This window comes from Streptomyces sp. NPDC003032 (genome assembly GCF_053591415.1).
Genome location: NZ_JBSFTT010000032.1, coordinates 16911 through 38935 on the forward strand (window position 1 = coordinate 16911; position 22025 = coordinate 38935).

Genomic DNA, 22025 nt, shown 5'->3' on the forward strand with positions numbered 1-22025 from the left:
AGGCAGGGCGGCTATGTTCCGGTCCATGAGCCCGAACGCATCGCCACCGATCGACCCGCGCGATCCGCCCGCTTCCTACCTCAGCTTCTGGCGCGAACGGCACCTGTGCACCTTGACCACGCTGCGCCCGGACGGCACTCCGCACGTGGTGCCGGTCGGTGTGACGTACGACCCGGAGGCCGGGGTGGCCCGCGTCCTCGCGCGCAAGACGAGCCGGAAGGTCGTGCACATCCTCGCGGCGGCCGGCACGGCGGACGGGCCGGGGGCGCGGGTGGCGGTCTGCCAGTTCGCGGGCCGGCGCTGGGCGACGTTGGAGGGCCGCGCGACGATCAGGACGGAACCTGCGGCGATCGAGGCGGCGGAGCTGCGCTACGAGGCGCGCTACGAGCGGCGCCCCTCGCCGAACCCGGACCGCGTCCTGATCGAGATCGAGGTGACGCGGGCGCTGGGCAAGGCGTGAGCGCGAATGGCCGGGCACGGGCTTCGGCGCGGGTCTTCCGTGCACACACCACAGCGGCGCCACCGTGTTCAGGTCCACGGTGACGCCGCTGCTGGGGGAAGTGCCTGCGCGATTTACAACGACGGGGGAATCGCGTCAGGCACTGCGGGGGGTGGCTGTGATGCTGTCCGGGGCGCTCGTCATGGCGCCCGGATCCTGCTGTTCCTGCTCTCCGACGAGCTGGTGGTCGCGCCGGTCGAGATTGACGAACACCATCCCGTACCGGATGGCACACCGCACGGGCTGCGGCGCGCCTCGCGGCCGCCGCAGGCACCGGTAGGCCCGGATCTCCTCCTCGTCGTCACGGGTGACGACGATCGGCTCACCGAGAAGGGTCACCATCAACGAGTCGCCGCGATGGGGGATCGCGGTCACGAGATCGATGAAGTGCCATCCGGAGCGGTAGGCGGTGGCCATTTCCCGGCGGAAGGTGCGGTCGTCAGGAGGGGTACTCATGCCTCGACAACTCCCGTCCCGGAGAGACCGGCGTTGCTGTCGGCGCTGTCGGCGGGCACCGCGTTCCAGACGATGTCGTCCGTCGACAGGGCGCCCCAGACGATGTCGTCCGTCGAAGTGGAGGCCCAGACGATGTCTCCCATCGGCGTGGAGGACCCGACAATGTCCGGCGGCGCCGGCTTGGACTCCTGAACGACCGCCGTCGCGTTCCCGGTTTCCGCACCCAGTTCAAGACCACTGAACGCGCTGATGGCCAACCCGACGGAGAAGGCACCGACAAGTACCGAGCGAAGCTTTCCCTTGCACATAGCGGGCTTCGTCCTCACTTCCATAGCGACTCTCCCCCGGCCTTCCAAGACGATGGCTCATTCAGCCATCCGAACACCACAGAAGAGATGCATCATGTTCCTGCACGTTCAGGACCCTGGGGGGTGGAGGAATGACAATAAAAAGCCCAATTGGGACACATCCACACTCCGTGGTCGCACTCTGCGCCGAAGGCAAGCGTCTCTACGCCAGCGCACTGCGCTCCGGACGGGTCCGCCGCAGCGAAGCGGAGGCCGCACCATGTCTGATGGAGTTCGCCCTCCTGCACCCTGATCCGGAGGATGCCGACTGGCTCCTTCCGGCTCCGCCCACCTCGGTGTTGGCGCAGCGCCTCCATCCCCTCGAACGGGAGATCCTGGAGCGCAGGACGCTCGCCATCGAACTTACCGACGCTTTTGAGCCATTCATGGCCATCAGTGCCCAGGACCGGCCGACCGACCACGCGATCACGGTCCTGGAGGGCGCCACCCGCATCAACGCGGCGATAGACGCCGCCACCGCGGAGTGCCAGTCGGAGATCCTCACCGTGCAGCCCGGCGGCGGACGCAGCGAAGCGGTGCTCACCGAGGCCGTCCAGCGGAGCCAGGGCATCATCGAGCGCGGCATCACGATGCGCACGCTCTATCAGCACACCGCCCGGCACAGCCAGGGAACCATCGCCTACGCCGAGTACATGAGGCAGGGCAAGGTCGAGGTGCGCACCCTGGAAGAGCTCATCGAACGACTGATGATCTTCGACCGGACGGTCGCCTTCATACCTGCCCAGGACGACCGCCAGGTCGCCCTGGAGCTCCGCCACAGCGGCCTGGTCGGATATCTCGCCAAGGTCTTCGAACAGCTCTGGCGGCGCGCCTCCCCGCTCCTCGACGAGGCCCCCTACGACCCGCCGACCGGCGGCATCACGGGCGTGCAGCGCTCCATCGCCAAGCTCCTCGTCGAAGGCCACGTCGACGAGGCCATCGCCCGCCGCCTCGGCATGAACGTCCGCACCTGCCGCGCCCACATCGCCAAGATCGCCGCCGCCCTCGGCAGCGGCAGCCGCGCCCAGCTCGGCTACCTCATCGCCCAGTCGGGAATTCTCGACCACGACCGCCCGAGGTGACGATCCCCGCCCCACCACTGGACAGCCCCGCACGGAAGTAGACACTTCAATGAGGGGCCGTCCTCCCCTCCGCGTCCCCCTGCATACAATCGCCGCGCTTCAACTGAGCGGGAGGGAGCGCACATGACCAGCGAGCACGCGCCGCACACCGTGGAGGAACCCTGCGAACCCACCGCCACGGCCGCCCCTGAGATCACCGTTCTCGACGGACTGGAACGCATCAACTCGGCCATCGACCGCGCCATGAGCGAGGTCACCGGGGAGTTCCTCGCCATCCAGCCCGGCGGCACCCGCCCGCCCGAGACCTTGGCCGAAGCCTTTCCCCGTGACCAGTCGATCCTCAGCCGGGGCTGCCGGATGCGGACCCTCTACCAGCACACGACGCGCCACTCCCTGCCCGTGCTCGCGTACTTCGAGCAGCTCGACGGCGACGCCGAGGCCCGCACCCTGGACGAGGTGACCGACCGCCTCTTCGTCTTCGACCGGACCGTGGCGTTCATCCCGGCGAGCAGGGACCGCAGCGTCGCCCTGGAGCTGCGCCACCCGGCCCTCGTCGAGTACTTCGCCACCACCTTCTGGCGGCTGTGGCGGCTGGCCACGCCCATGTGGCCCCAGGCCGCCCCGCAGGTCTCCGAGGGCGGCGTAACACCCCGCCAGCGCGCCATCGCCGGCCTCCTCGTCGAAGGCCTCACCGACGCCGAGATCGCCGACCGCCTCGGCATGAACATCCGCACGGCCCGCGTCCACATAGCCAAACTCGCGGCCACCCTCGGCAGCGAGAGCCGGGCCCAACTGGGCTACCTCATCGGCCAGTCCGGCGTCCTCGACCCCGACCCCGACCCCGCCCCCGACCGGGACCGGGACCGGGACCGGGACCGGGACCGGGACCGGGACTAGCGTCTCAGGCGTCGGCCGCCGCCAGCCACTCCCTCAGCAGCGCCTCCCTGACGGCCGCCCGGGGAGAAGCCCCCTCATGGCGCCGCCCCCACTCCGCCATCGCCGCCAGCGTCGTCAGGAGCGTGCCCGCGCCCTGCGTGAGGCGGGCCAGGAGCGCGCGGGAAAGGTCGTACTCCGTGGTGGAGTAGCCGACCGCCGCCGCGGTGTACGCCGTCAGCTCCGCCTCCCCCTCGGCGCCGCCGACCCGGACCGTCATCGTCGGGGCCTCGTCCGAGCCGCCCAGGCCGACCGTCAGCACCAGATCGACGGCCACGCCCACATGGCGCTTGAGCGACTTCACCGGAACGTCCTCGATGGCGAGGGAGCGTACGTCCTCCCACGGCCAGAACCCGGACTGCCTGTCGCCGAGGGCCGCCACGCCCTCCGGCGTCAGCCGCACCCCGGGAGCCAGTCCGGACGGCTTCGCGCCCACGTACACATCGCCCTCGGCGATCCAGAACAGCCCCACCATGGCCATGGCAAACCACTTCCCCCGGAACAGACACACGACAAGCACTTCAGGTCGGCCACCACAACGTCCGAAGGGGCCGGGAGGTTCCCCTCCCGGCCCCTTCGCGACCAAGCCGACAGACGGACAGGCTCGCGGTTCTCAGTCCGTCGCCCTCTTCGGGCGCCAGACCACCAGCGCACTCGCCTGCTGCACGTCCTGGTACGGGACGAGGTCGCGGCGGTACGAGGCGTGCACCGCCGCTTCACGTTGCTGCATCGCGGTGGCGGCTCCCTCCACGGCCGCGGAGAGCTCCGCGACACGGGACTGGAGCGCGGCGACCTGGTTCTCCAGCTCGATGATGCGCTTGATGCCGGCGAGGTTGATGCCCTCCTCCTGCGACAGCTGCTGCACGGTGCGCAGCAGTTCGATGTCGCGGGCGGAGTAACGGCGGCCGCGGCCCGCCGTGCGGTCCGGGGAGACCAGGCCCAGGCGGTCGTACTGCCGCAGGGTCTGCGGGTGGAGGCCGCTCAGCTGGGCGGCCACCGAGATGACGTACACCGGCGTCTCGTCGGTGAGTTGGTACGCCCTACTGAATCCGGACTGTCGACGACGGCCGTCCATCTCATGCTCCCTTCGCGGCCTGGAACAGTTCTGCCCGCGGGTCGTCGCCCGCGGTCGCCTCGCGGTAGGACTCCAGGGCTTCCTTCGCCCCGTCGCTCAACGACGTCGGGACCGACACCTCGACCGTCACCAGAAGGTCGCCCCGCGTGCCGTCCTTGCGGACCGCGCCCTTGCCGCGGGCCCGCATTGTACGGCCGTTGGGCGTGCCCGGGGGCAGCTTCAGGGTGACGGCCGGGCCGCCGAGCGTCGGGACCTTGACCTCGCCGCCCAGTGCCGCCTCGGGATACGTCACCGGCACCGTGACCGTGAGGTTGTCGCCCTTGCGGCCGAAGACGGGGTGCGTGTCGACGTGCACGACCACGTACAGATCACCGGCCGGGCCGCCCCGCTCGCCGGGCGCGCCCTTGCCGCGGAGCCTGATCCGCTGGCCGTCGCTCACCCCCGCCGGGATCCGCACCTGCATGGTGCGGGAGGACTTCGCGCGTCCCGAGCCGGCGCAGACCTCGCACGGGTCCTGGGCGATCAGGCCCCGGCCCTTGCAGTCCACGCACGGGTCGGTCAGCGAGAAGCCGCCGCCGCCGCCCCGCGAGACCTGGCCCGTGCCGACGCAGGTCGGGCACACGCGCGGCGTGCCGTTCTTGTCGCCGGTGCCGGAGCAGGCCTTGCAGGCGGCCTGGGAGGACATGCGCAGCGGCACCGTCGCGCCGTCCACCGCCTCCGTGAAGCTCAGCGTGACCTCGGACTCGATGTCCTGGCCGCGCCTCGGCTGCGTACGCGTGCCCGTACCGGCACCCGCGCCGCCACGGTTGAACAGGCCCCCGAAGACGTCACCGAGACCGCCCCCGAAGCCGCCGCCGGCCGCCCCACCGCCACCCGGGGCGCCGCCTCCGAAGAGGTCGCCCAGGTCGAAGTTGAACGATCCGCCGCCGCCGGCTCCGGGACCCTGCCGGAATCCGCCGTTGCCGAAGAGAGCACGCGCTTCGTCGTACTCCTTGCGCTTCTTGGGGTCACCGAGGACGTCGTTCGCCTCGGAGATCTCCTTGAAGCGCTCCTCCGCCTTGGCGTTGCCCTTGTTGGCGTCCGGGTGGTTCTCGCGGGCGAGCTTCCGGTACGCCTTCTTGATCTCGGCCTCGGTGGCGTCCTTGGGGACGCCGAGGACCTTGTAGTAGTCCTTCTCGATGAAGTCCTTGGTGCTCATCCCCGACGCCCCTCCTCACTCGTCTCGCTGCCGTCAGCCCTTGTCCGGGCCACCGGTCTCCTTCTCGTCCGAGCCCTCCGCGGGAGCCGCGGGACCCTCGGCACCCTCAGCGGATTCGTCGCCCTTGACCGTCTGCGCGCCGGGCTGCGGCTCGGCGACGGCCACCCGCGCGGGGCGGATGGTGCGCTCGCCGATGCGATACCCCGGCTGCAGGATCGCGACGCACGTCGTCTCCGTGACGTCCGGTGCGTAGCTGTGCATCAGGGCCTCGTGGATCGTCGGGTCGAAGGGCTCGCCCTCCTTGCCGAACTGCTGGAGGCCCAGCTTGGCGACGACGGTCTCCAGAGACTCGGCGACCGACTTGAAGCCGCCCACCAGCTCGCCGTGCTCACGGGCGCGGCCGATGTCGTCGAGGGTCGGCAGCAGCTCGGAGAGGAGGTTCGCCGAGGCGATCTCCTTCACCGTCACCTTGTCCCGCTCCACCCGGCGGCGGTAGTTCTGGTACTCGGCCTGCAGCCGCTGGAGGTCCGCCGTGCGCTCGTTGAGCGCGGTGCGCACCTGGTCCAGCTGGGCGGTCAGGCCCACGTCCTGGGCGGACGTCTTGCTGTCCGCGTCCCCGGCCGGGGCCGCCGGGCCCTCCTCGACGGAGGGCTCGGCGGCCTTCGGCGCCGCGTCATCAGGGGTGGCGCCAGAGGGGACGTCAGGCTTGTCGGCGCTCTCGCCGAAACCCGGGGTCTCCTCGGTCATCAGGCGGCGCCACCCTTCTGGTCCTTCTCGTCGTCGACGATCTCGGCGTCGACGACTCCGTCATCTTCCTTGGCCTGCTCGCCACCGGGGGCCGCGCCCTCGGGGCCGCCCGCGGCCTGCGCGCCCTGGGCGTCGGCGTACATGGCCTCGCCCAGCTTCTGCGAGACGGCGGCGACCTTCTCAGTGGCGGTGCGGATCTCGGCCGTGTCCTCGCCCTTGAGCTTCTCCTTCAGCTCACTGACGGCGTTCTCGACCTCGGTCTTGACCTCGCCGGGGACCTTCTCCGCGTTGTCCGCGAGGAACTTCTCCGTCTGGTAGACGAGCTGCTCGCCCTGGTTGCGGGACTCGGCGGCCTCGCGGCGGCGGTGGTCCTCGTCCGCGTACTGCTCGGCCTCCTGGCGCATGCGGTCGACCTCGTCCTTCGGCAGCGAGGAGCCACCGGTGACGGTCATCTTCTGCTCCTTGCCCGTGCCCAGGTCCTTCGCGGTCACGTGCATGATGCCGTTGGCGTCGATGTCGAAGGCGACCTCGATCTGCGGGACACCGCGCGGGGCCGGCGGCAGGCCCGTCAGCTCGAACATGCCGAGCTTCTTGTTGTACGCCGCGATCTCGCGCTCGCCCTGGTAGACCTGGATCTGGACGGACGGCTGGTTGTCCTCGGCCGTCGTGAAGATCTCGGAGCGCTTGGTCGGGATCGTGGTGTTGCGCTCGATGAGCTTCGTCATGATCCCTCCCTTGGTCTCGATACCGAGGGACAGCGGGGTCACGTCGAGGAGCAGGACGTCCTTGACCTCGCCCTTGAGGACACCGGCCTGGAGAGCGGCGCCGATGGCGACGACCTCGTCGGGGTTCACACCCTTGTTGGCGTCCTGGCCGCCGGTCAGCTCCTTGACCAGCTCCGCGACGGCGGGCATACGGGTCGAGCCACCGACGAGAACGACGTGGTCGATCTCGGAGAGCTGGATGCCCGCGTCCTTGATGACGTTGTGGAACGGCGTCTTGCAGCGCTCCAGGAGGTCGGACGTGAGCTGCTGGAACTGGGCGCGCGTGAGCTTCTCGTCCAGGTGCAGCGGGCCCTCGGCGGAGGCCGTGATGTACGGAAGGTTGATCGTGGTCTCCGTGGAGGAGGACAGCTCGATCTTGGCCTTCTCGGCCGCCTCGCGCAGGCGCTGGAGCGCCATCTTGTCCTTGCCCAGGTCCACGCCGTGGCCGTTGTTGAACTGCTTGACCAGGTAGTCGACGACGCGCTGGTCCCAGTCGTCACCACCGAGGTGGTTGTCGCCGTTCGTGGCCTTCACCTCGACGACGCCGTCGCCGATCTCAAGAAGCGAGACGTCGAAGGTGCCGCCACCGAGGTCGAAGACCAGAATGGTCTGGTCGTCCTTGTCGAGGCCGTAGGCCAGGGCGGCGGCCGTCGGCTCGTTGACAATACGCAGGACGTTCAGACCCGCGATCTCACCGGCCTCCTTGGTGGCCTGGCGCTCCGAGTCGTTGAAGTACGCCGGGACGGTGATGACCGCGTCCGCGACCTTCTCGCCCAGGTACGCCTCGGCGTCGCGCTTCAGCTTCTGGAGGATGAACGCGGAGATCTGCTGGGGGTTGAACCCCTTGTCGTCGATGTCCACCTTCCAGTCGGTGCCCATGTGGCGCTTGACCGACCGGATGGTCCTGTCGACGTTGGTGACCGCCTGACGCTTGGCCACCTCGCCGACCAGCACCTCGCCGTTCTTGGCGAAGGCGACGACGGACGGCGTGGTCCTGGCGCCTTCGGCGTTGGTGATGACGGTGGGCTCGCCGCCTTCGAGAACGCTGACGACGGAGTTAGTCGTGCCCAGGTCGATGCCGACCGCACGTGCCATTTCGGTTCCTCCAGATGTACTTCTTGAGTGGATCTGGCTCAAGGATGCATGAGCGCCTCGCCGGAGTCAACAGAGCTGAGTCGGGGAGGCTCAACTCTTATCCGGCCCTTACGCGCAAGTCGACCCCACACCGAGGGACGCCCACCTGCGGGCGCGCCGGGGCTGGTCGCGCGGTTCCCCGCGCCCCTGCGCGGCGCCTTGCGGCAAGGGTTGCCTGAGCGACACAGATCACCGCCGGGCTGGCTACAGTGCGGCGGAGTAAATGGGTAGTCTCAGACGGACTGCATAAGTTACCGCTTAGTAATCACTCGTAGTCCGCTACGAGGAACCGCCTCGCAGGCCCGAGGAGCCCCCGAATGCAACTCGCCGCGATCATCGTGTCGCTGGTCCTGACCGTGGTCGGCGTAGCGCTGCTCGCACGCGCCATCGGCCAGTTCGTCCGGTACTTCAAACTCGGACAGCCCGTACCCGCAGGAAGCAGGACCGAAAACCCGTACCAGCGAAGCGTCACGCTGGTCAGGGAGTTCCTCGGTCATACGCGCATGAACCGGTGGGGCATCGTCGGCTTCGCCCACTGGTTCGTCGCCATCGGCTTCCTGACGCTGCCGCCGACCATCATCACCGCGTACGGCCAGCTCTTCCAGGCCGACTGGACGCTGCCGGTCATCGGCGGCTTCCTGCCGTACGAGCTGTACATCGAGTTCATCGCCGCCATGACGACGCTCGGCATCGCCACGCTGATGGTCATCCGGCTGCTGAACCTGCCCTCGCGCCCCGGGCGGAAGTCCCGCTTCGCGGGCTCCAAGATGGGCCAGGCGTACTTCGTCGAGTACATCATCCTCACCATCGGCCTGGCGATCTACGTCCTGCGCGGCCTCGAGGGCGCCCTGCACCACGTCGACGGCTACGAGCCCGCGTACTTCGCCTCGTACCCGCTGGTTCTGCTCTTCAAGGGCATGAGCCTCGCGACGCTCCAGACGCTCGTCTACCTCACCGCCATGATCAAGCTCGGCACCACCATGATCTGGATGATCACGGTGAGCCTGAACACCAACATGGGCGTCGCCTGGCACCGCTTCCTCGCCTTCCCGAACATCTGGTTCAAGCGCGACGCGGACGGCTCCACCGCGCTTGGCGAGCTCCAGCCCATGACGTCCGGCGGCAAGCCCATCGACTGGGAGGACCCGGGCGAGGACGACACCTTCGGCGTCTCCCAGGTCGAGCAGTTCTCCTGGAAGGGCCTGCTGGACTTCTCCACCTGCACCGAGTGCGGCCGCTGCCAGTCGCAGTGCCCGGCCTGGAACACGGGCAAGCCGCTCTCCCCCAAGCTCCTCATCATGTCGCTGCGCGACCACGCGCACGCCAAGGCGCCCTACCTGCTCGCGGGTGGCGGCAAGACGATGGAGGGCGAGGAGAAGGCCACGCCCGAACAGCTCGCCGACGTCCCCGCCGCCGCTCTCGCCGAGGCCGAGCGCCCCCTCATCGGCACCCTCGAAGAGAACGGCGTCATCGACCCCGACGTCCTGTGGTCCTGCACCACGTGCGGCGCCTGCGTCGAGCAGTGCCCGGTCGACATCGAGCACATCGACCACATCGTCGACATGCGCCGCTACCAGGTGATGATCGAGAGCGCGTTCCCGTCCGAGGCGGGCACGATGCTCAAGAACCTGGAGAAGAAGGGCAACCCCTGGGGCCTCGCCAAGAAGCAGCGCGTGGAGTGGACCAAGGAGGTCGACTTCGAGGTGCCGATCGTCGGCAAGACGGTCGACGACCTCACCGAGGTCGACTACCTCTACTGGGTCGGCTGCGCGGGCGCCCTGGAGGACCGGGCCAAGAAGACCACCAAGGCCTTCGCGGAGCTGCTGCACATCGCGGGCGTCAAGTTCGCGATCATGGGCGGCGACGAGAAGTGCACCGGTGACTCGGCCCGCCGCCTCGGCAACGAGCCGCTGTTCCAGCAGCTGGGCCAGGAGAACGTCGCGATGCTGAACATGGCGTACGGCGAGGACGAGGACGACGAGTCGACTCGTAAGCCCAAGTCCGCGAAGAAGATCGTCGCCACCTGCCCGCACTGCTTCAACACCATCGCCAACGAGTACCCGCAGCTCGGCGGCGAGTTCGAGGTCATCCACCACACGCAGCTGCTCCAGCACCTCATCGACGAGGGCAAGCTGATCCCGGTGACGCCGGTCGAGGGTCTGATCACCTACCACGACCCGTGCTACCTGGGCCGTCACAACAAGGTCTACACGCCGCCGCGCGAGATCATGTCCGCCGTCCCCGGCCTGCGCCAGCAGGAGATGCACCGCCACAAGGAGCGCGGCTTCTGCTGCGGTGCCGGCGGTGCCCGGATGTGGATGGAGGAGCGGATCGGCAAGCGCATCAACACGGAGCGGGTCGACGAGGCGCTGTCCCTCAACCCCGACATCGTCTCCACCGCCTGCCCCTTCTGCCTGGTCATGCTCACCGACTCGGTCAACGGCAAGAAGAACGACGGCAAGGCGAAGGAATCCCTCCAGGTCGTGGACGTGGCGCAGCTGCTGCTCGACTCGGTGAAGACGCCGGTCGACCCGGCGGGCGAGGCGGAGTCCGTCGACGCGCCGGAGCCGGAGCCCGTCAAGTAGGGCTTGAGGTTCCGCTCTTCAGGCCGGTTCCGCCTCCCCGGGCGGGACCGGCCTTTCGCGTAGCTTTTCGCGTACGTCAAGCGGTACGGCGCCCAGGTCGCACCAGACGAGCTTGCCCTGCGGACCGCTGCTCGCCCCGGGGGCGCACCACCCCCACCCGTCGGAACACTCCCGTACGAGGCCGAGCCCTCTGCCCGCCTCGTCCGACGCGGCCGCCGGGGCCGGGCACGGCGGGGTGGGGTCGGTGTCCCACACGGCGATGCGGAGGATCGCGCCCGCGCAGTACAGACGGAGCGACGCGGGGCCCTTGGTGTGCTGCACGGCGTTGGCGACCAGCTCCGTCGCGAGGAGTTCGGCGGCCTCGGAGAGGTGAGGCAGTCCGTGTGCGCCCAGGATGAGGCGCAGTGCGTGACGGCTCACGGTGACGGACCGGGGGTCGTTGGGGACGGTGAGGCTGTACGCCCAGGGCGGCGGGGTCGCGCGGTCGGTTGCGTGGTCGGTTGCGCGGTCAGTCACTGGCATCGGTGCACTCCATTGTGCGGGGAGGGAGTTGGCGGTTTCACGGCGACCGTGCGGCGGTGGCTGTGTCGCGTCCGCCATGGCGTGGCGGGGCGGTGCGCTTCCGGGATCCGGTATCGCTGTGTGTGCGACGCGTCACCGACAGTAGAGACTAAGGTTAGTCTCGCGCAACCCGTTGTCGTACTCTGGTCAACCAACGGAGTGACCAACTCCCCGACACAAGGCCCGCCTTGGGCGGCGCGGAGGTTCAGTGCCACGGAAACAGCCCACCGCTCGGCAGGAGCGGCTCGGTCGCGAGCTGCGCAAGATGCGTGAGGCGGCCGGACTGACGGCACGCGAGGCCGCGCGATTGCTCGGGGCCGTTCCCGTGACGATGAGCCAGATCGAGTCCGGTGTCGCGGGCGTCAGCGAGGTGCGCGTACGGCGGTTGGCGTCGCACTATTCCTGCGCCGACCAGGAGTTGATCGACGCGTTGGTGGCCATGGCCACGGATCGGACGCGGGGCTGGTGGGAGGAGTACCGGGAGTCATTGCCACCCGTGTTCGCGGACTTGGCGGAGCTGGAACATCACGCCCGGTCCCTGCGAGTCGTCGCAACCGCACTCGTTCCGGGTCTCCTCCAGACACCCGACTACGCCCGTGCCGTCTTCGCCTTCTGGCAACCCGAACTCCCCGGCGCCGCACTCGATCTGCGGGTGGAGCATCGAATGCGTCGTGCAGAGGTGCTTTCCAGGAAGGCCCCAGTGCCGTACACGGCCATCCTGCACGAGAGTGTGCTGCGCACACACGTTGCCACCCGAGGCGTCACCCAAGCCCAGCTAGCCACACTGCTCGAGGAGTCGGAGCGGCCGAACACCACGGTGCGAGTCGTCCCCTTCGACGTGTTCGGATTCGCTGGGGCCGGAGCGTCGATGCTCTACGCGATCGGCACAGTGCCCGGCCTGGATACCGCGCAAAGGGATACGCCGAAGGGTTCGCTGCTCCTGGATTCCCCCGCCCAGCTTCTCGCCATGCGCAAGCTCTTCCGTAGGGTTGAGTCCATGTCCTTGGAGCCAGACGACTCAAGGAGTTTGATCCACCGAGTGTGGAAGGAGCTGTAAGGCATGCCTTGTTGGCAGAAGTCCTCATACTCCGACGGTGCCGACGGCAACGAGTGCGTGGAACTCGCGCGCGCCACCGGCACCATACTGCTCCGCGAAAGCGAGGCACCCGACCGCATATTGGCCCTCGACCCGCACGCCCTGACCGCCCTGCTCGGCAAGCTCCAGTCTCCGTGAACGCAAGGCCGGCCGCCCCCCGCGCGGGTGACGAGGGCTAGGCCCAGGGGGGAGAGCCGGGGGCTGGGCCACCTCATGGCCACCGCGCCACCCCCGTCGCACAACCCTTCGTACACCTCGCGAGTCACACACCCGGAAGCCAAGCCCTGCCCAAGGGCTCACGCAGAGCCGCAGATGCCCTGCCCCGCCCCACTTCTGGGAGTACCACGTGCGCGTAAGAAGCCCGGCCGTCACCGCCACCGTCGCGGCCCTCGCGGTCGCGGGGCTGACGCTGCCGCTGGCCGGTTCGGCGAGCGCCGCCTCCACCCTGAAGGACGACTTCAACCGCGACGGCTACCGCGACCTCGCGATCGGCTCGCCGAACACCAACTCCGTCACCGTCACCTTCGGTTCGGCGTCCGGCGTCGCGAGCGACCGGGCGACGACGCTCACCCAGAACTCCCTCCAGGTGCCCGGCGTGACCGAGCCCGAGGACGAGTTCGGCGAGAGCGTCACCACCGGTGACGTGAACCGCGACGGCTACGCCGACCTCATCGTCGGCGCCCCCGGCGAGAAGGTGGACGGCAAGCCCTCCGGCTCCGTCACCATCGTCTGGGGCGGCAAGGGCGGCTTCACCTCCGGCGGCCGCGTCGTGAACTCCCCGGCGGACACCGCGGGCCGCTTCGGCGAGGCCACCGCCTGGACCGACCTCGACTACGACGGCTCCCCGCAGCTCGCCGTGATCAGCGGCGACAACTGGTGGTTCTACAGCGACGGCAACGAGTTCGAGCGCCCATTGGGCCTGGAGGTCGACTTCATTCCCGAGGGCGCCCGCCTGGACGGCATGATCGCGGGCAACTTCAAGTACAAGGACGGCGTCGGCTTCGTCCTGTACGGCGAGCGCGCGGACGGCGGCGCCTGGACCGCCCACATGTACGGCGGCGTCGGCGACTACGGCTACCAGGCCGAGATCATCGCCGAGGGCGACGACCCGACCGCCACCCGCTCCGCGGCCACCGCCGGTGACGTCAACGGCGACGGCTACGACGATCTGATCACCGGGAACCCGCTCAACGGGCGCGGCGGCAAGGGCGGCTCCGTCAGCGTCCGGTTCGGCGGCGACCGCGAGTTCGGTGCTCCGGTGACGTACAACCAGGACAGCGCGGGCGTGCCCGGCGCCGACGAGGCCGACGACCACTTCGGCGCGTCCGTCTCCGCGGGCGACGTGACCGGCGACGGCCTGCCCGAACTCGCGGTGGGCGCGCCCGGCGAGACCGTCGACACGGTGGCCGACACCGGCAGCGTCACGCTCCTCAAGTCCTCGGGCGGCGCGTTCACCTCGGGCAAGGCCTGGCACCAGGAGACCGCGGGCGTGCCCGGCGTCGCCGAGCCGGGCGACCACTTCGGTACGTCCGTACGCCTGAAGGACATCAACAAGAACGGCAAGGCGGACCTGTCCACCGGTGCCACCGGCGAGGACATCGACACGACCCAGGACGTCGGCGCCGTGTGGGTCCTGCGCGGCACGGCGACGGGCCTGACCTCGTCGTCCGTGACGTCCTTCAACGGCAGGGACTTCGGCGTCGGCGGCCTGAACGCGGGCTTCGGACACACTCTGCGCTGACCCCGGCCCGCGCCGACTCCCTTCTCGGCGCAAGCCGCTCAAGCCGCTCAAGCCGCTCAAGCTACTCAAGTTGGAGAAATCTAAGTGACTCAGCACGTGCGGAAGCCCGCGCGGAACAGGCTCATCGCGGCCGGCGCCCTCTGCGCCGCCACCGCCCTCGGCATCACGGCCCTGACGGCGGGCGGCGCGTCCGCCACCGAGCCCGCGAAGCCCCGCGCCGACTACAACGGCGACGGCTACGCGGACCTCGCGGTCGGCGTGCCCGGCGCGACGGTCGGCGGCAAGGCCAAGGCCGGTTACGTCAACGTCGTCTGGGGCGGCGCGTCCGGCCTCGGACAGCACGGCTCGGTGACGGTCAGCCAGTCGACCGCGGGCGTGCCCGGCACGGTCGAGGCGGGCGACAAGTTCGGTACGGCCGTCGACTCGAACGACATGAACGGCGACGGTCTCGCCGACCTGATCGTCGGCACCCCCGGCGAGGCCATCGACGCCGCCCAGGGCGCGGGCACCGTCACGATCGTGTGGGGCTCCGCGAGCGGATTCAAGGGCGGCTTCACCGCGGCCTCCGGAGGAGACGACGAATCCCGGGGCTACGGGGCGCTGCTCACCACCGGCGACTTCGACAAGGACGGCGACAAAGACATCGCCCTGAACACCCACTTCGACGAGAGCAGCTCGCTCGCGATGCGGGCGGGCCCGTTCACCGCGGGCTCCTCCTCCGCGCTCACCCGTATCGAGAGCTGGCACTTCGCCGGTCCGACCCTCGTGACCAGCGGTGACTTCGACGGTGACGGCGGCGACGACATCGCCCTGGGGTACGACGGCATGGAGGTCAGCGGCACCGCGGTGCTCAGCAGGGCGTCCGGCGAGTGGAAGCGGACGTGGGCCACCGGCGACAGCAGCAACACCTCGCTGGCCGCCGGTGACTTCGACGGCGACGGCACGGACGACCTCGCCATCGGCAACGTCCAGCCCAACCCCGAGTCCGAAGGGACCGCCTGTGAGGACCGTCTCGGCGGTGCCATCCTCACCGTCTACGGCAAGAAGGACGGCGCGCTCGGTGACGGCGGCTCCTCCTGCACCACGCAGGCGAGCCCGCAGGTCGGCGGCGACGCTGAGGCCGACGACAACTTCGGCGCGCACCTCGCGTCCGCCAACCTCGACAAGGACGGCGTCGACGAGCTGATCGTCGGCGCGGACACCGAGGCCATCGGCACCGCGAAGAGCGCCGGCTCCTACTGGGTCCTCGCCTCGCTCGGCACCGGCCAGGGCCTCGTCGGCCCCTCCTTCAGCCAGAACTCCACGGACGTCGCGGGCACCGCGGAGGCGGGCGACCGCCTCGGCGCGGCCGTCACCACCGGCGACTACAACGGCGACACCTACCCGGACATCGCGGTGGGCGCGCCGGGCGAGGACGGCAAGGGCGGCGTCTGGTACGGCGCGACCCCGAAGGACGGCCCGAACCCGCCGGTCACGTCGGTGACGCCGGGCAAGCTGGGGCTGGCGGGGGCGGTTGAGTACGGGGCTGTGCTGGGCCGGTAAATCACCGGTTTCGGTATCTCACCGGTTTCGGTGAGATACCCGTTTCGGTGACCCACCGGTTCCGGTAACCCACCGGTTCCGCCGAGTTCATCCTCAAACGCCGGACGTGCTGGAGGCAATCCAGCCCGTCCGGCGTTTGCGCTTCCCTGCCAAATCCCCCCAACTCCGGCAACCTCCCCCAACTCCCTGCCGCAGTACAACCGTTGAGCCCCTCCGACGGTCTCCCCTTCGCCGACCACGGCGTGACGCCAGGGCCAATGCCCGGTGAACGCACTGGCTCCGCACCCCATCGAACGCGGATGCCCGCCAGGCATCCCCGCATGCCGCAGGAGACCCGCATGGCCCAGCACAAGCGCTCCACCCCCGCCAGACCCGGCCGCATACGCCTCGCCGCGGCGACGGCCGTAGCGGCCGCGCTGTCCGGCGGGCTGCTCACCGCCACCGCGGCCACCGCGTCGGCCGTCGAGCCCGCCGCCGCCACGCAGCCCGACGACGCCGACTTCAACGGCGACGACGTCGCGGACCTCGCCACCTCCGCCTCGGGCGCCAACGTCGACGGCAAAGCCGGTGCCGGCCAGGTCACCGTGACGTACGGCGGTACCGAGCGGCACCACACCACGTACAGCCAGAACAGCGCGCGCGTGCCCGGCGACGCCGAGAAGAACGACCGCTTCGGCAGCGACACCGCGTACGGCGACTTCGACCGCGACGGGTACGACGACCTCGCGGTGGCCGCGATCGGCGAGGACGTCGGCTCGGACGTCGACGGCGGCACCGTACAGGTCCTGTGGGGCTCGAAGAACGGCCTGTCCGGCGGCACCACGCTGAAGGACCCTCGCCCCACCAAGCACGATTTCTTCGGCGGACCCATCCAGGCCGGTGACTTCGACGGGGACGGCAAGGACGACCTCGTCATGGGCTCCAGCTCGGGGGCGGCCACCCTCGACGTCTACAGGGGCGGCATCTCCCGCAGCGGCGCCACCCGCGGCCACTACACCGTCCAGCCGCCCATCCACAGCGGTGAGGGCGCGGGCCCCCTGAACCTCCACTCCGGTGACGTCAACGGCGACGGCAAGGACGACCTGATCGTCGACGGCTTCTCCGTCGCCGACGACTACAACGCCAACCTCTGGCTGCCCGGCAGCGCGAACGGCATCACGACGACCGGCGTGCAGCGGCTGCCGGGCGGTCACATCACCGACGTGGGCGACACGGACAGTGACGGCTACGGCGACATCATCATCGGCCTGACCTGGGACGACGGCATCGACGGCGCTCACAAGGGCGGCAGTGTGTACGTCGTGAAGGGCAAGTCGACCGGCCCGTACGGCGGCAGCCAGGTCATCACCCAGGACAGCGAGGGCGTGCCCGGCGCCGGCGAGACCGGCGACGCGTTCGGCTCCGAGCTGGACCTCGGCGACATCAACGGCGACGGCCACCTCGACCTGGTCGTGGGCACCCCCGGCGAGAACCTGGACGGCGTCAGCGACGCGGGCTCGATCACCGTCGTCTACGGCGCGGCGGACGGCTCCGGCCTCTCCACGGCGGGCTCCGTCCTGCTCAGCCAGAACACCCCCGGCGTCCCCAACGCCGACGAGAAGAACGACTTCTTCGGCTCGGACGTCCACATCGACGACCTCGACGACGACGGCCGCGGCGACATCGCGGTGGGCGCGGCCGGCGAGAACGGCTCCAACGGCGCGCTCTACCTCCTGGACTCCAAGGCGGACGGCACGCTCTCCGGCACGGCCGGCGTCTACACCTCCACGGTGGGCATCTCGGGCTCGGGCACGCCGCGCCTCGGCGCCAACTTCGCCGACTGACCGTCGCGTCCCCGCACTCCCGTCACGGATCATCGGGCCCGCACACCAAGCGCGGGCCCGGTGTCCCATACCTCCGGAGCCTCCATGCGCACACGCACCCGCACCCTCGCCCTGGCCTCGGCCACCGCCCTCGCCGCGACCGGCCTCGCTCTCCCCCTCGCGACCACCGCGACCGCCTCGGTCACCTCGGTGGCCTCCGAGCCGACCGAACCCACCCGCCTCACCAGCGACTTCGACGGCGACGGCTACGCGGACCTCGCCGTCGGCGTGCCCTCCGGCACCGTCGACGGCAAGGCCAAGGCCGGTTACGTGAGCGTCGTCTTCGGCGGCGACGGCGGCCCCGGCTCCAGCAACGTACGCCGCATCACGCAGGCCACCGTCGAGGTGCCCGGCACCCCCGAGACCGGCGACCGCTTCGGCGGCGCGGTCACCAGCGCGTACGTGGACGACGACAAGTACGCCGACCTCGTCATCGGTGCCCCCGGCGAGGACATGGACGGCAAGGCCGACGCGGGCTCCGTCACCGTCCTGTACGGCACCGGAGACGGCTTCGCCCTGGCCAACACCGCCGGCCGCGGCGGGAGGGCCGGCGACGCGTACGGAAACTCCCTGGTCGCCGCCGACTTCACCGGTGACACGGACGTCGACCTGGCGATCGGCGGCAAGGACAAGGTCGTAGCCAACCTCAACCCGTACGCGGCCCGCACCGAGCCCGTCATGGCCAAGCCCATGGGCGGCCGCGCCCCCGTCATGACGTCCGGCGACTTCGACTCCGACGGCCGCCCCGAGCTGGCCGTCGCGTACTACACGGAGAACGCGCCCGACATCCAGTCCCACGTCCTGCTCTACCGCTACAGCACGGACGAGCGCCGCTTCGACCTGACCTGGAGCAGCGACAACAGCGCCGCGAACGCGCTCGCCACCGGCGACTTCAACGGCGACGGCCACGACGACCTCGCGCTCGGCAACTGCCGCGAGATCGCCGACGAGAACATCGACGACCCGTGCGGGCCCGAGGAGATCGCCAAGGGCGGCGGCATCCACATCCACTACGGGGACGGCGACGGCCTCGTATGGGAGGGCCAGACCCTCAACCAGGACACCCCGGGCGTCCCCGGCGTCGCCGAGACGGGCGACGACTTCGGCAACGCCCTCGCCGTCGCGGACATCGACGCCGACGGCAAGGACGACCTGATCGCGGGCGCCCCCGGCGAGGCGATCGGCGGCGCGGCGCGCGCGGGGGCCGTCACCGTCCTGAAGGGCGGTACGAAGGGCATCCTCGACGCGTCGGGCGCGGCGAACGCGGTCGCGTACCAGCAGGACTCCCCCGGCATCCCCGGCGCCGCCGAGAAGGGTGACCTCTTCGGGGCGGCGCTCGCCACCGCCGACCGCAACGGCGACGGCCGCCCCGACCTGGCCGTCGCCGCCCCGGGCGAGAACGCCTCGGCGGGCGGCGTCTGGAACCTGCCCTCCGTCACGGCGCCCGGCACCGCGGCCGTCACCCCGAACTCCATCGGGCTGCCCGCCTCTTCGCACCCGTACGTGTATGGAGCGGTGCTGGGCCGCTGATTCCGCCCTGCCCCGTCGGCCGGCCTCGGCCTGTGGCAAACCGCCCTGTGGACCCGCCTATGGCCCGGCCTGTGGCCCGCCTATGGCAAACCCCTCAGGGTTCCCCTAGGGGTTGTCACAGGTCGGCCGCAAACCCTCTCTCCTCCCAAGGAGGGACGACCCGACCCCGTAAGACCAGGTACGTTCGATTCGTGGCTGGATTCAGGATCGGACGCGGCCGGGACAACCGCGCCCCGCAATCGCGACCGCAACAACAACCGCGGCAGCAGCCGTACGGGCAGCAGGCCCCCCAGGGGCAGCAGCAGCCGTACGGCTACCCACCCGTGCCGCCGAACCCGCAGCAGCGGCAACAGCAGTACGGCGGGGGCGGCCCCCACGGAGGCGGCCCCCCGTACGGCGGTGGCGGCCCCCAGTACGGGGGCGGCGGCCAGCGGCAGGGCGGCGGTGGCCAGCAGTGGCCGCAGGCCGGCGGTGGTGGCGGTGGCGCTCACGGCGAGCCGGAGTACTTCGGCGGCCCCGACGGCCAAGGCCATGGTCAGGGCGGCCACGGCCACGGCCCCCAAGGCGGCTACGACCCCTACGCGGCCAACAACCCCGGGCACACCCAGGCCTTCTCCATCGGCGAGGACCCCTACACCCAGGGCGACACGTACCGCGCGGGCCAGGCCCCCGCGCCGCCCATGGGCCCACGCCTGCACTGGAAGGACCTGCTGCGCGGCATCGTGCTGCGCCCGGGTCCGACCTTCCTCCAGATGCGGGACTACGCGATGTGGGCCCCGGCCCTCGTCGTCACGTTCCTCTACGGCCTGCTCGCGATCTTCGGCTTCGACGACGCCCGCTCCGACGCGATCAACGCCACGCTGTCGTCAGTGGTCCCGTACGTCCTCACCACCGGCGTGGCGATCACCATCAGCGCCTTCGTCCTGGGCGTCGTCACACACACCCTCGCCCGCCAGCTCGGCGGCAACGGCGCCTGGCAGCCGACGGTCGGCCTCTCCATGCTGATCATGTCCCTGACGGACGCGCCCCGCGTGATCGTGGCGCTGTTCCTGGGCGGCGGCCAGACGTTCGTCCAGCTCCTCGGCTGGGCGACCTGGCTCGCGGCGGGCGCGCTGCTCACGACCATGGTGAGCAAGTCACACGACCTGCCGTGGCCGAAGGCGCTGGGAGCGGCGTCGATCCAGCTGCTGGCGATCCTGTCGATCATCAAGCTGGGCACGTTCTAGACGACGTACGTACGTACATACACAGGAGAAGGGCCCGGAGAACCATCACTCCTCCGGGCCCTTCTCTCACGTACAGACCAGTACAGACCAGCACAGACCAGTACAGACGGATCAGGCGTCGAGAACCTGACCCTCCCGCTTCACGACGGGCGGCTCGACGCTCCAAGGGAAGTTGATCCACTCGTCGGTCCGCTTCCAGACGTACTCGCACTTCACGAGCGAGTGCGACTTCTCATAGATGACGGCGGACCGCACCTCGGCGACATGATCGAGGCAGAAGTCGTGCACGAGCTTCAACGTCTTCCCGGTGTCGGCGACGTCATCGGCGATGAGCACCTTCTTGTTGGTGAAGTCGATGGCGTTGGGCACGGGAGAGAGCATGACGGGCATTTCGAGGGTCGTACCGACGCCCGTGTAGAACTCGACATTCACCAGATGGATGTTCTTGCAGTCGAGTGCGTACGCGAGGCCGCCGGCGACGAAGACACCACCGCGGGCGATGGAGAGCACCACATCCGGCTGGTACCCGTCGTCGGCGACGGTCTGCGCGAGTTCGCGCACGGCGCGGCCGAACTTCTCGTACGTAAGATTCTCGCGCACAACACTCATACCGCTGCTCACACCACTGCTCACATCACTGCTCACATCACTGCTCACGCCGCTGCTCACACCTGTGTCCGATGGAAATTGAGGAAGGAACGGGAGGCGGTCGGCCCGCGCTGCCCCTGATAACGCGACCCGTACCGCTCCGAGCCGTAAGGCGACTCGGCGGGCGAGGTCAGCCGGAACATGCACAGCTGCCCGATCTTCATGCCCGGCCAGAGCTTGATCGGCAGGGTCGCCAGATTCGACAGCTCCAGGGTCACGTGCCCGGAGAACCCGGGGTCGATGAACCCGGCGGTGGAGTGCGTGACGAGCCCGAGCCGCCCGAGGCTGGACTTCCCCTCCAACCGACTCGCCAGGTCATCGGGAAGGCCGATGACCTCGTACGTCGAGGCGAGCACGAACTCCCCGGGGTGCAGGATGAACGGCTCGTCGCCCTCGGGCTCCACGAGCCGCGTCAGGTCGGCCTGCTCGACGGAGGGGTCGATGTGTGGGTAGCGGTGATTCTCGAACACCCGGAAGTAGCGGTCCAGCCGCACGTCGATGCTCGAGGGCTGCACCATGGATTCGTCGTACGGGTCGATCCGCACCCGTCCGGAGTCGATCTCGGCCCGGATGTCCTTGTCTGAGAGAAGCACGCACCGAGGATACGCAGAGCGCGCGGGCCCACCACAATCTCATCGACTGTGACGGCCCGCGCGCCTGTACCGGATGCCCCCGTGCCCGTCCCCGTGCCTGTCCCCCTGACTACCGCTTCTGCAGGGTCACCGGCACCGCGTGCCGGAGCCGGGCGCAGCGCGGGCAGCGGATGAGCCGTCCGGGACCGAGCCGGCCGGCCTGCTGCATCGGGAACGACGCGGTGCTGAACACGTGCCCTTCGGCACATCGGACGACGGTGCGCTCCATCAAGTCCTCGAGTCCCTTCCCCAAAGCCGTCTCTGAACCAGTGCGCCGGAGGCTCATTCCCTCTCCGCCCCTCAACGCACGAAAGCCCACATTACGACACCAAAGGGACGCCACTCCAAGCGGCACGACCACGGCCCA

The 22025-nt window shown here is 69.8% G+C and carries 21 protein-coding genes and 1 pseudogene; 11 read left to right on the forward strand and 11 right to left on the reverse strand.

The features are described 5' to 3' along the window. Positions 1-25: 25 nt before the first annotated feature. Positions 26-460 (forward strand): pyridoxamine 5'-phosphate oxidase family protein, encoded by a 435-nt coding sequence (locus tag ACWDZ7_RS33425; protein WP_451802225.1) that lies wholly within the window; start codon positions 26-28, stop codon positions 458-460. A gap of 135 nt (positions 461-595) precedes the next feature. Here the strand turns inward: ACWDZ7_RS33425 and ACWDZ7_RS33430 are convergent, their stop codons facing one another. Both ACWDZ7_RS33430 and ACWDZ7_RS33435 read right to left on the reverse strand, forming a co-directional pair. Further along, positions 596-955, reverse strand: a complete 360-nt coding sequence (locus tag ACWDZ7_RS33430) for a hypothetical protein (RefSeq protein WP_451802227.1) — start codon at positions 953-955, stop codon at positions 596-598. After that, positions 952-1287 (reverse strand): hypothetical protein, encoded by a 336-nt coding sequence (locus ACWDZ7_RS33435; protein WP_451802228.1) that lies wholly within the window; start codon positions 1285-1287, stop codon positions 952-954. The genes ACWDZ7_RS33430 and ACWDZ7_RS33435 overlap by 4 nt, the downstream gene beginning before the upstream one ends. A 107-nt stretch (positions 1288-1394) precedes the next feature. Between ACWDZ7_RS33435 and ACWDZ7_RS33440 the strand changes: the two genes are divergently transcribed. Both ACWDZ7_RS33440 and ACWDZ7_RS33445 read left to right on the forward strand, forming a co-directional pair. After that, on the forward strand, positions 1395-2384 hold the full coding sequence (locus tag ACWDZ7_RS33440) for a helix-turn-helix transcriptional regulator (protein ID WP_451802230.1): 990 nt from the start codon (positions 1395-1397) through the stop codon (positions 2382-2384). Between the two features lie 186 nt (positions 2385-2570). Next, positions 2571-3281, forward strand: a pseudogene (locus tag ACWDZ7_RS33445) (helix-turn-helix transcriptional regulator); the annotation flags it as partial. A gap of 4 nt (positions 3282-3285) precedes the next feature. On the opposite strand, the gene ACWDZ7_RS33450 reads toward ACWDZ7_RS33445, so the two are convergent. The 5 genes from ACWDZ7_RS33450 to dnaK all read right to left on the reverse strand — a co-directional run bounded on the left by ACWDZ7_RS33450 (position 3286) and on the right by dnaK (position 8196). After that, positions 3286-3798 (reverse strand): hypothetical protein, encoded by a 513-nt coding sequence (locus tag ACWDZ7_RS33450; RefSeq protein ID WP_451802231.1) that lies wholly within the window; start codon positions 3796-3798, stop codon positions 3286-3288. Positions 3799-3930: 132 nt separating this feature from the next. Continuing rightward, positions 3931-4392, reverse strand: a complete 462-nt coding sequence (locus tag ACWDZ7_RS33455) for a heat shock protein transcriptional repressor HspR (RefSeq protein ID WP_451802232.1) — start codon at positions 4390-4392, stop codon at positions 3931-3933. A gap of 1 nt (position 4393) precedes the next feature. Next, entirely contained in the window at positions 4394-5590 is a 1197-nt protein-coding gene (gene dnaJ, locus ACWDZ7_RS33460) for a molecular chaperone DnaJ (RefSeq protein ID WP_451802233.1), read from the reverse strand. Positions 5591-5623: 33 nt separating this feature from the next. Beyond that, the gene (gene grpE, locus ACWDZ7_RS33465) at positions 5624-6337 is read right to left on the reverse strand and encodes a nucleotide exchange factor GrpE (protein WP_451802235.1); all 714 of its coding nucleotides are present in this window, start codon (positions 6335-6337) and stop codon (positions 5624-5626) included. Then, positions 6337-8196 carry a molecular chaperone DnaK gene (gene dnaK / locus ACWDZ7_RS33470; protein ID WP_451802236.1) on the reverse strand — a complete coding sequence of 620 codons (1860 nt, stop codon included), beginning with the start codon at positions 8194-8196 and terminating at the stop codon, positions 6337-6339. The genes grpE and dnaK overlap by 1 nt, the downstream gene beginning before the upstream one ends. Positions 8197-8552: 356 nt before the next feature. On the opposite strand from dnaK, the gene ACWDZ7_RS33475 reads away from it, so the two are divergent. Beyond that, complete coding sequence (locus tag ACWDZ7_RS33475; RefSeq protein WP_451802238.1) at positions 8553-10820, forward strand: heterodisulfide reductase-related iron-sulfur binding cluster; 2268 nt, start codon at positions 8553-8555, stop codon at positions 10818-10820. A gap of 18 nt (positions 10821-10838) precedes the next feature. Here the strand turns inward: ACWDZ7_RS33475 and ACWDZ7_RS33480 are convergent, their stop codons facing one another. Then, a complete protein-coding gene (locus ACWDZ7_RS33480) occupies positions 10839-11336 on the reverse strand; it encodes an ATP-binding protein (RefSeq protein WP_451802239.1) in 498 nt (165 codons plus the stop codon). A 253-nt stretch (positions 11337-11589) separates the two neighbouring features. Here ACWDZ7_RS33480 and ACWDZ7_RS33485 point away from each other — a divergent pair, with 253 nt between their 5' ends. The 7 genes from ACWDZ7_RS33485 (at position 11590) to ACWDZ7_RS33515 (ending at position 20378) form a co-directional block, all read left to right on the forward strand. Further along, positions 11590-12438 (forward strand): helix-turn-helix domain-containing protein, encoded by an 849-nt coding sequence (locus ACWDZ7_RS33485; RefSeq protein ID WP_451802241.1) that lies wholly within the window; start codon positions 11590-11592, stop codon positions 12436-12438. Positions 12439-12441: 3 nt separating this feature from the next. Further along, the gene (locus ACWDZ7_RS33490; RefSeq protein ID WP_451802243.1) at positions 12442-12615 is read left to right on the forward strand and encodes a DUF397 domain-containing protein; all 174 of its coding nucleotides are present in this window, start codon (positions 12442-12444) and stop codon (positions 12613-12615) included. Between the two features lie 208 nt (positions 12616-12823). Beyond that, positions 12824-14218, forward strand: coding sequence for an FG-GAP repeat protein (locus tag ACWDZ7_RS33495; protein ID WP_451802245.1), 1395 nt, complete (start codon positions 12824-12826; stop codon positions 14216-14218). An 84-nt stretch (positions 14219-14302) separates the two neighbouring features. Continuing rightward, positions 14303-15760: an FG-GAP repeat protein gene (locus ACWDZ7_RS33500; RefSeq protein WP_451802247.1), complete on the forward strand. Its 1458-nt coding sequence runs from the start codon at positions 14303-14305 to the stop codon at positions 15758-15760. 338 nt (positions 15761-16098) lie between these two features. Next, the gene (locus tag ACWDZ7_RS33505; protein ID WP_451802248.1) at positions 16099-17583 is read left to right on the forward strand and encodes an FG-GAP repeat protein; all 1485 of its coding nucleotides are present in this window, start codon (positions 16099-16101) and stop codon (positions 17581-17583) included. A gap of 84 nt (positions 17584-17667) precedes the next feature. Beyond that, positions 17668-19152, forward strand: coding sequence for an FG-GAP-like repeat-containing protein (locus tag ACWDZ7_RS33510; RefSeq protein ID WP_451802250.1), 1485 nt, complete (start codon positions 17668-17670; stop codon positions 19150-19152). Positions 19153-19343: 191 nt separating this feature from the next. Next, positions 19344-20378 carry a Yip1 family protein gene (locus ACWDZ7_RS33515; RefSeq protein WP_451802251.1) on the forward strand — a complete coding sequence of 345 codons (1035 nt, stop codon included), beginning with the start codon at positions 19344-19346 and terminating at the stop codon, positions 20376-20378. Between the two features lie 111 nt (positions 20379-20489). Here the strand turns inward: ACWDZ7_RS33515 and ACWDZ7_RS33520 are convergent, their stop codons facing one another. From ACWDZ7_RS33520 to ACWDZ7_RS33530, 3 genes are all read right to left on the reverse strand, one after another. Then, complete coding sequence (locus ACWDZ7_RS33520; protein WP_451802252.1) at positions 20490-20987, reverse strand: phosphoribosyltransferase; 498 nt, start codon at positions 20985-20987, stop codon at positions 20490-20492. Between the two features lie 56 nt (positions 20988-21043). Beyond that, entirely contained in the window at positions 21044-21619 is a 576-nt protein-coding gene (gene dcd, locus ACWDZ7_RS33525) for a dCTP deaminase (RefSeq protein ID WP_451802254.1), read from the reverse strand. A gap of 109 nt (positions 21620-21728) precedes the next feature. Continuing rightward, positions 21729-21887: a hypothetical protein gene (locus tag ACWDZ7_RS33530; protein WP_451802256.1), complete on the reverse strand. Its 159-nt coding sequence runs from the start codon at positions 21885-21887 to the stop codon at positions 21729-21731. Positions 21888-22025: the final 138 nt, after the last annotated feature.

Excerpts from the sequence above, each read along its gene's own strand:
- ACWDZ7_RS33430 (WP_451802227.1), bottom strand. The coding sequence starts at position 955 with ATGAGTACCCCTCCTGACGACCGCACCTTCCGCCGGGAAATGGCCACC.
- ACWDZ7_RS33435 (WP_451802228.1), bottom strand. The coding sequence starts at position 1,287 with ATGGAAGTGAGGACGAAGCCCGCTATGTGCAAGGGAAAGCTTCGCTCG.
- ACWDZ7_RS33505 (WP_451802248.1), top strand. The coding sequence starts at position 16,099 with ATGGCCCAGCACAAGCGCTCCACCCCCGCCAGACCCGGCCGCATACGC.
- ACWDZ7_RS33450 (WP_451802231.1), bottom strand. The coding sequence starts at position 3,798 with ATGGCCATGGTGGGGCTGTTCTGGATCGCCGAGGGCGATGTGTACGTG.
- ACWDZ7_RS33520 (WP_451802252.1), bottom strand. The coding sequence starts at position 20,987 with ATGAGTGTTGTGCGCGAGAATCTTACGTACGAGAAGTTCGGCCGCGCC.
- grpE (WP_451802235.1), bottom strand. The coding sequence starts at position 6,337 with ATGACCGAGGAGACCCCGGGTTTCGGCGAGAGCGCCGACAAGCCTGAC.
- ACWDZ7_RS33510 (WP_451802250.1), top strand. The coding sequence starts at position 17,668 with ATGCGCACACGCACCCGCACCCTCGCCCTGGCCTCGGCCACCGCCCTC.
- ACWDZ7_RS33475 (WP_451802238.1), top strand. The coding sequence starts at position 8,553 with ATGCAACTCGCCGCGATCATCGTGTCGCTGGTCCTGACCGTGGTCGGC.
- ACWDZ7_RS33455 (WP_451802232.1), bottom strand. The coding sequence starts at position 4,392 with ATGGACGGCCGTCGTCGACAGTCCGGATTCAGTAGGGCGTACCAACTC.
- ACWDZ7_RS33490 (WP_451802243.1), top strand. The coding sequence starts at position 12,442 with ATGCCTTGTTGGCAGAAGTCCTCATACTCCGACGGTGCCGACGGCAAC.
- dnaJ (WP_451802233.1), bottom strand. The coding sequence starts at position 5,590 with ATGAGCACCAAGGACTTCATCGAGAAGGACTACTACAAGGTCCTCGGC.
- ACWDZ7_RS33530 (WP_451802256.1), bottom strand. The coding sequence starts at position 21,887 with ATGGAGCGCACCGTCGTCCGATGTGCCGAAGGGCACGTGTTCAGCACC.
- ACWDZ7_RS33425 (WP_451802225.1), top strand. The coding sequence starts at position 26 with ATGAGCCCGAACGCATCGCCACCGATCGACCCGCGCGATCCGCCCGCT.
- ACWDZ7_RS33440 (WP_451802230.1), top strand. The coding sequence starts at position 1,395 with ATGACAATAAAAAGCCCAATTGGGACACATCCACACTCCGTGGTCGCA.
- dnaK (WP_451802236.1), bottom strand. The coding sequence starts at position 8,196 with ATGGCACGTGCGGTCGGCATCGACCTGGGCACGACTAACTCCGTCGTC.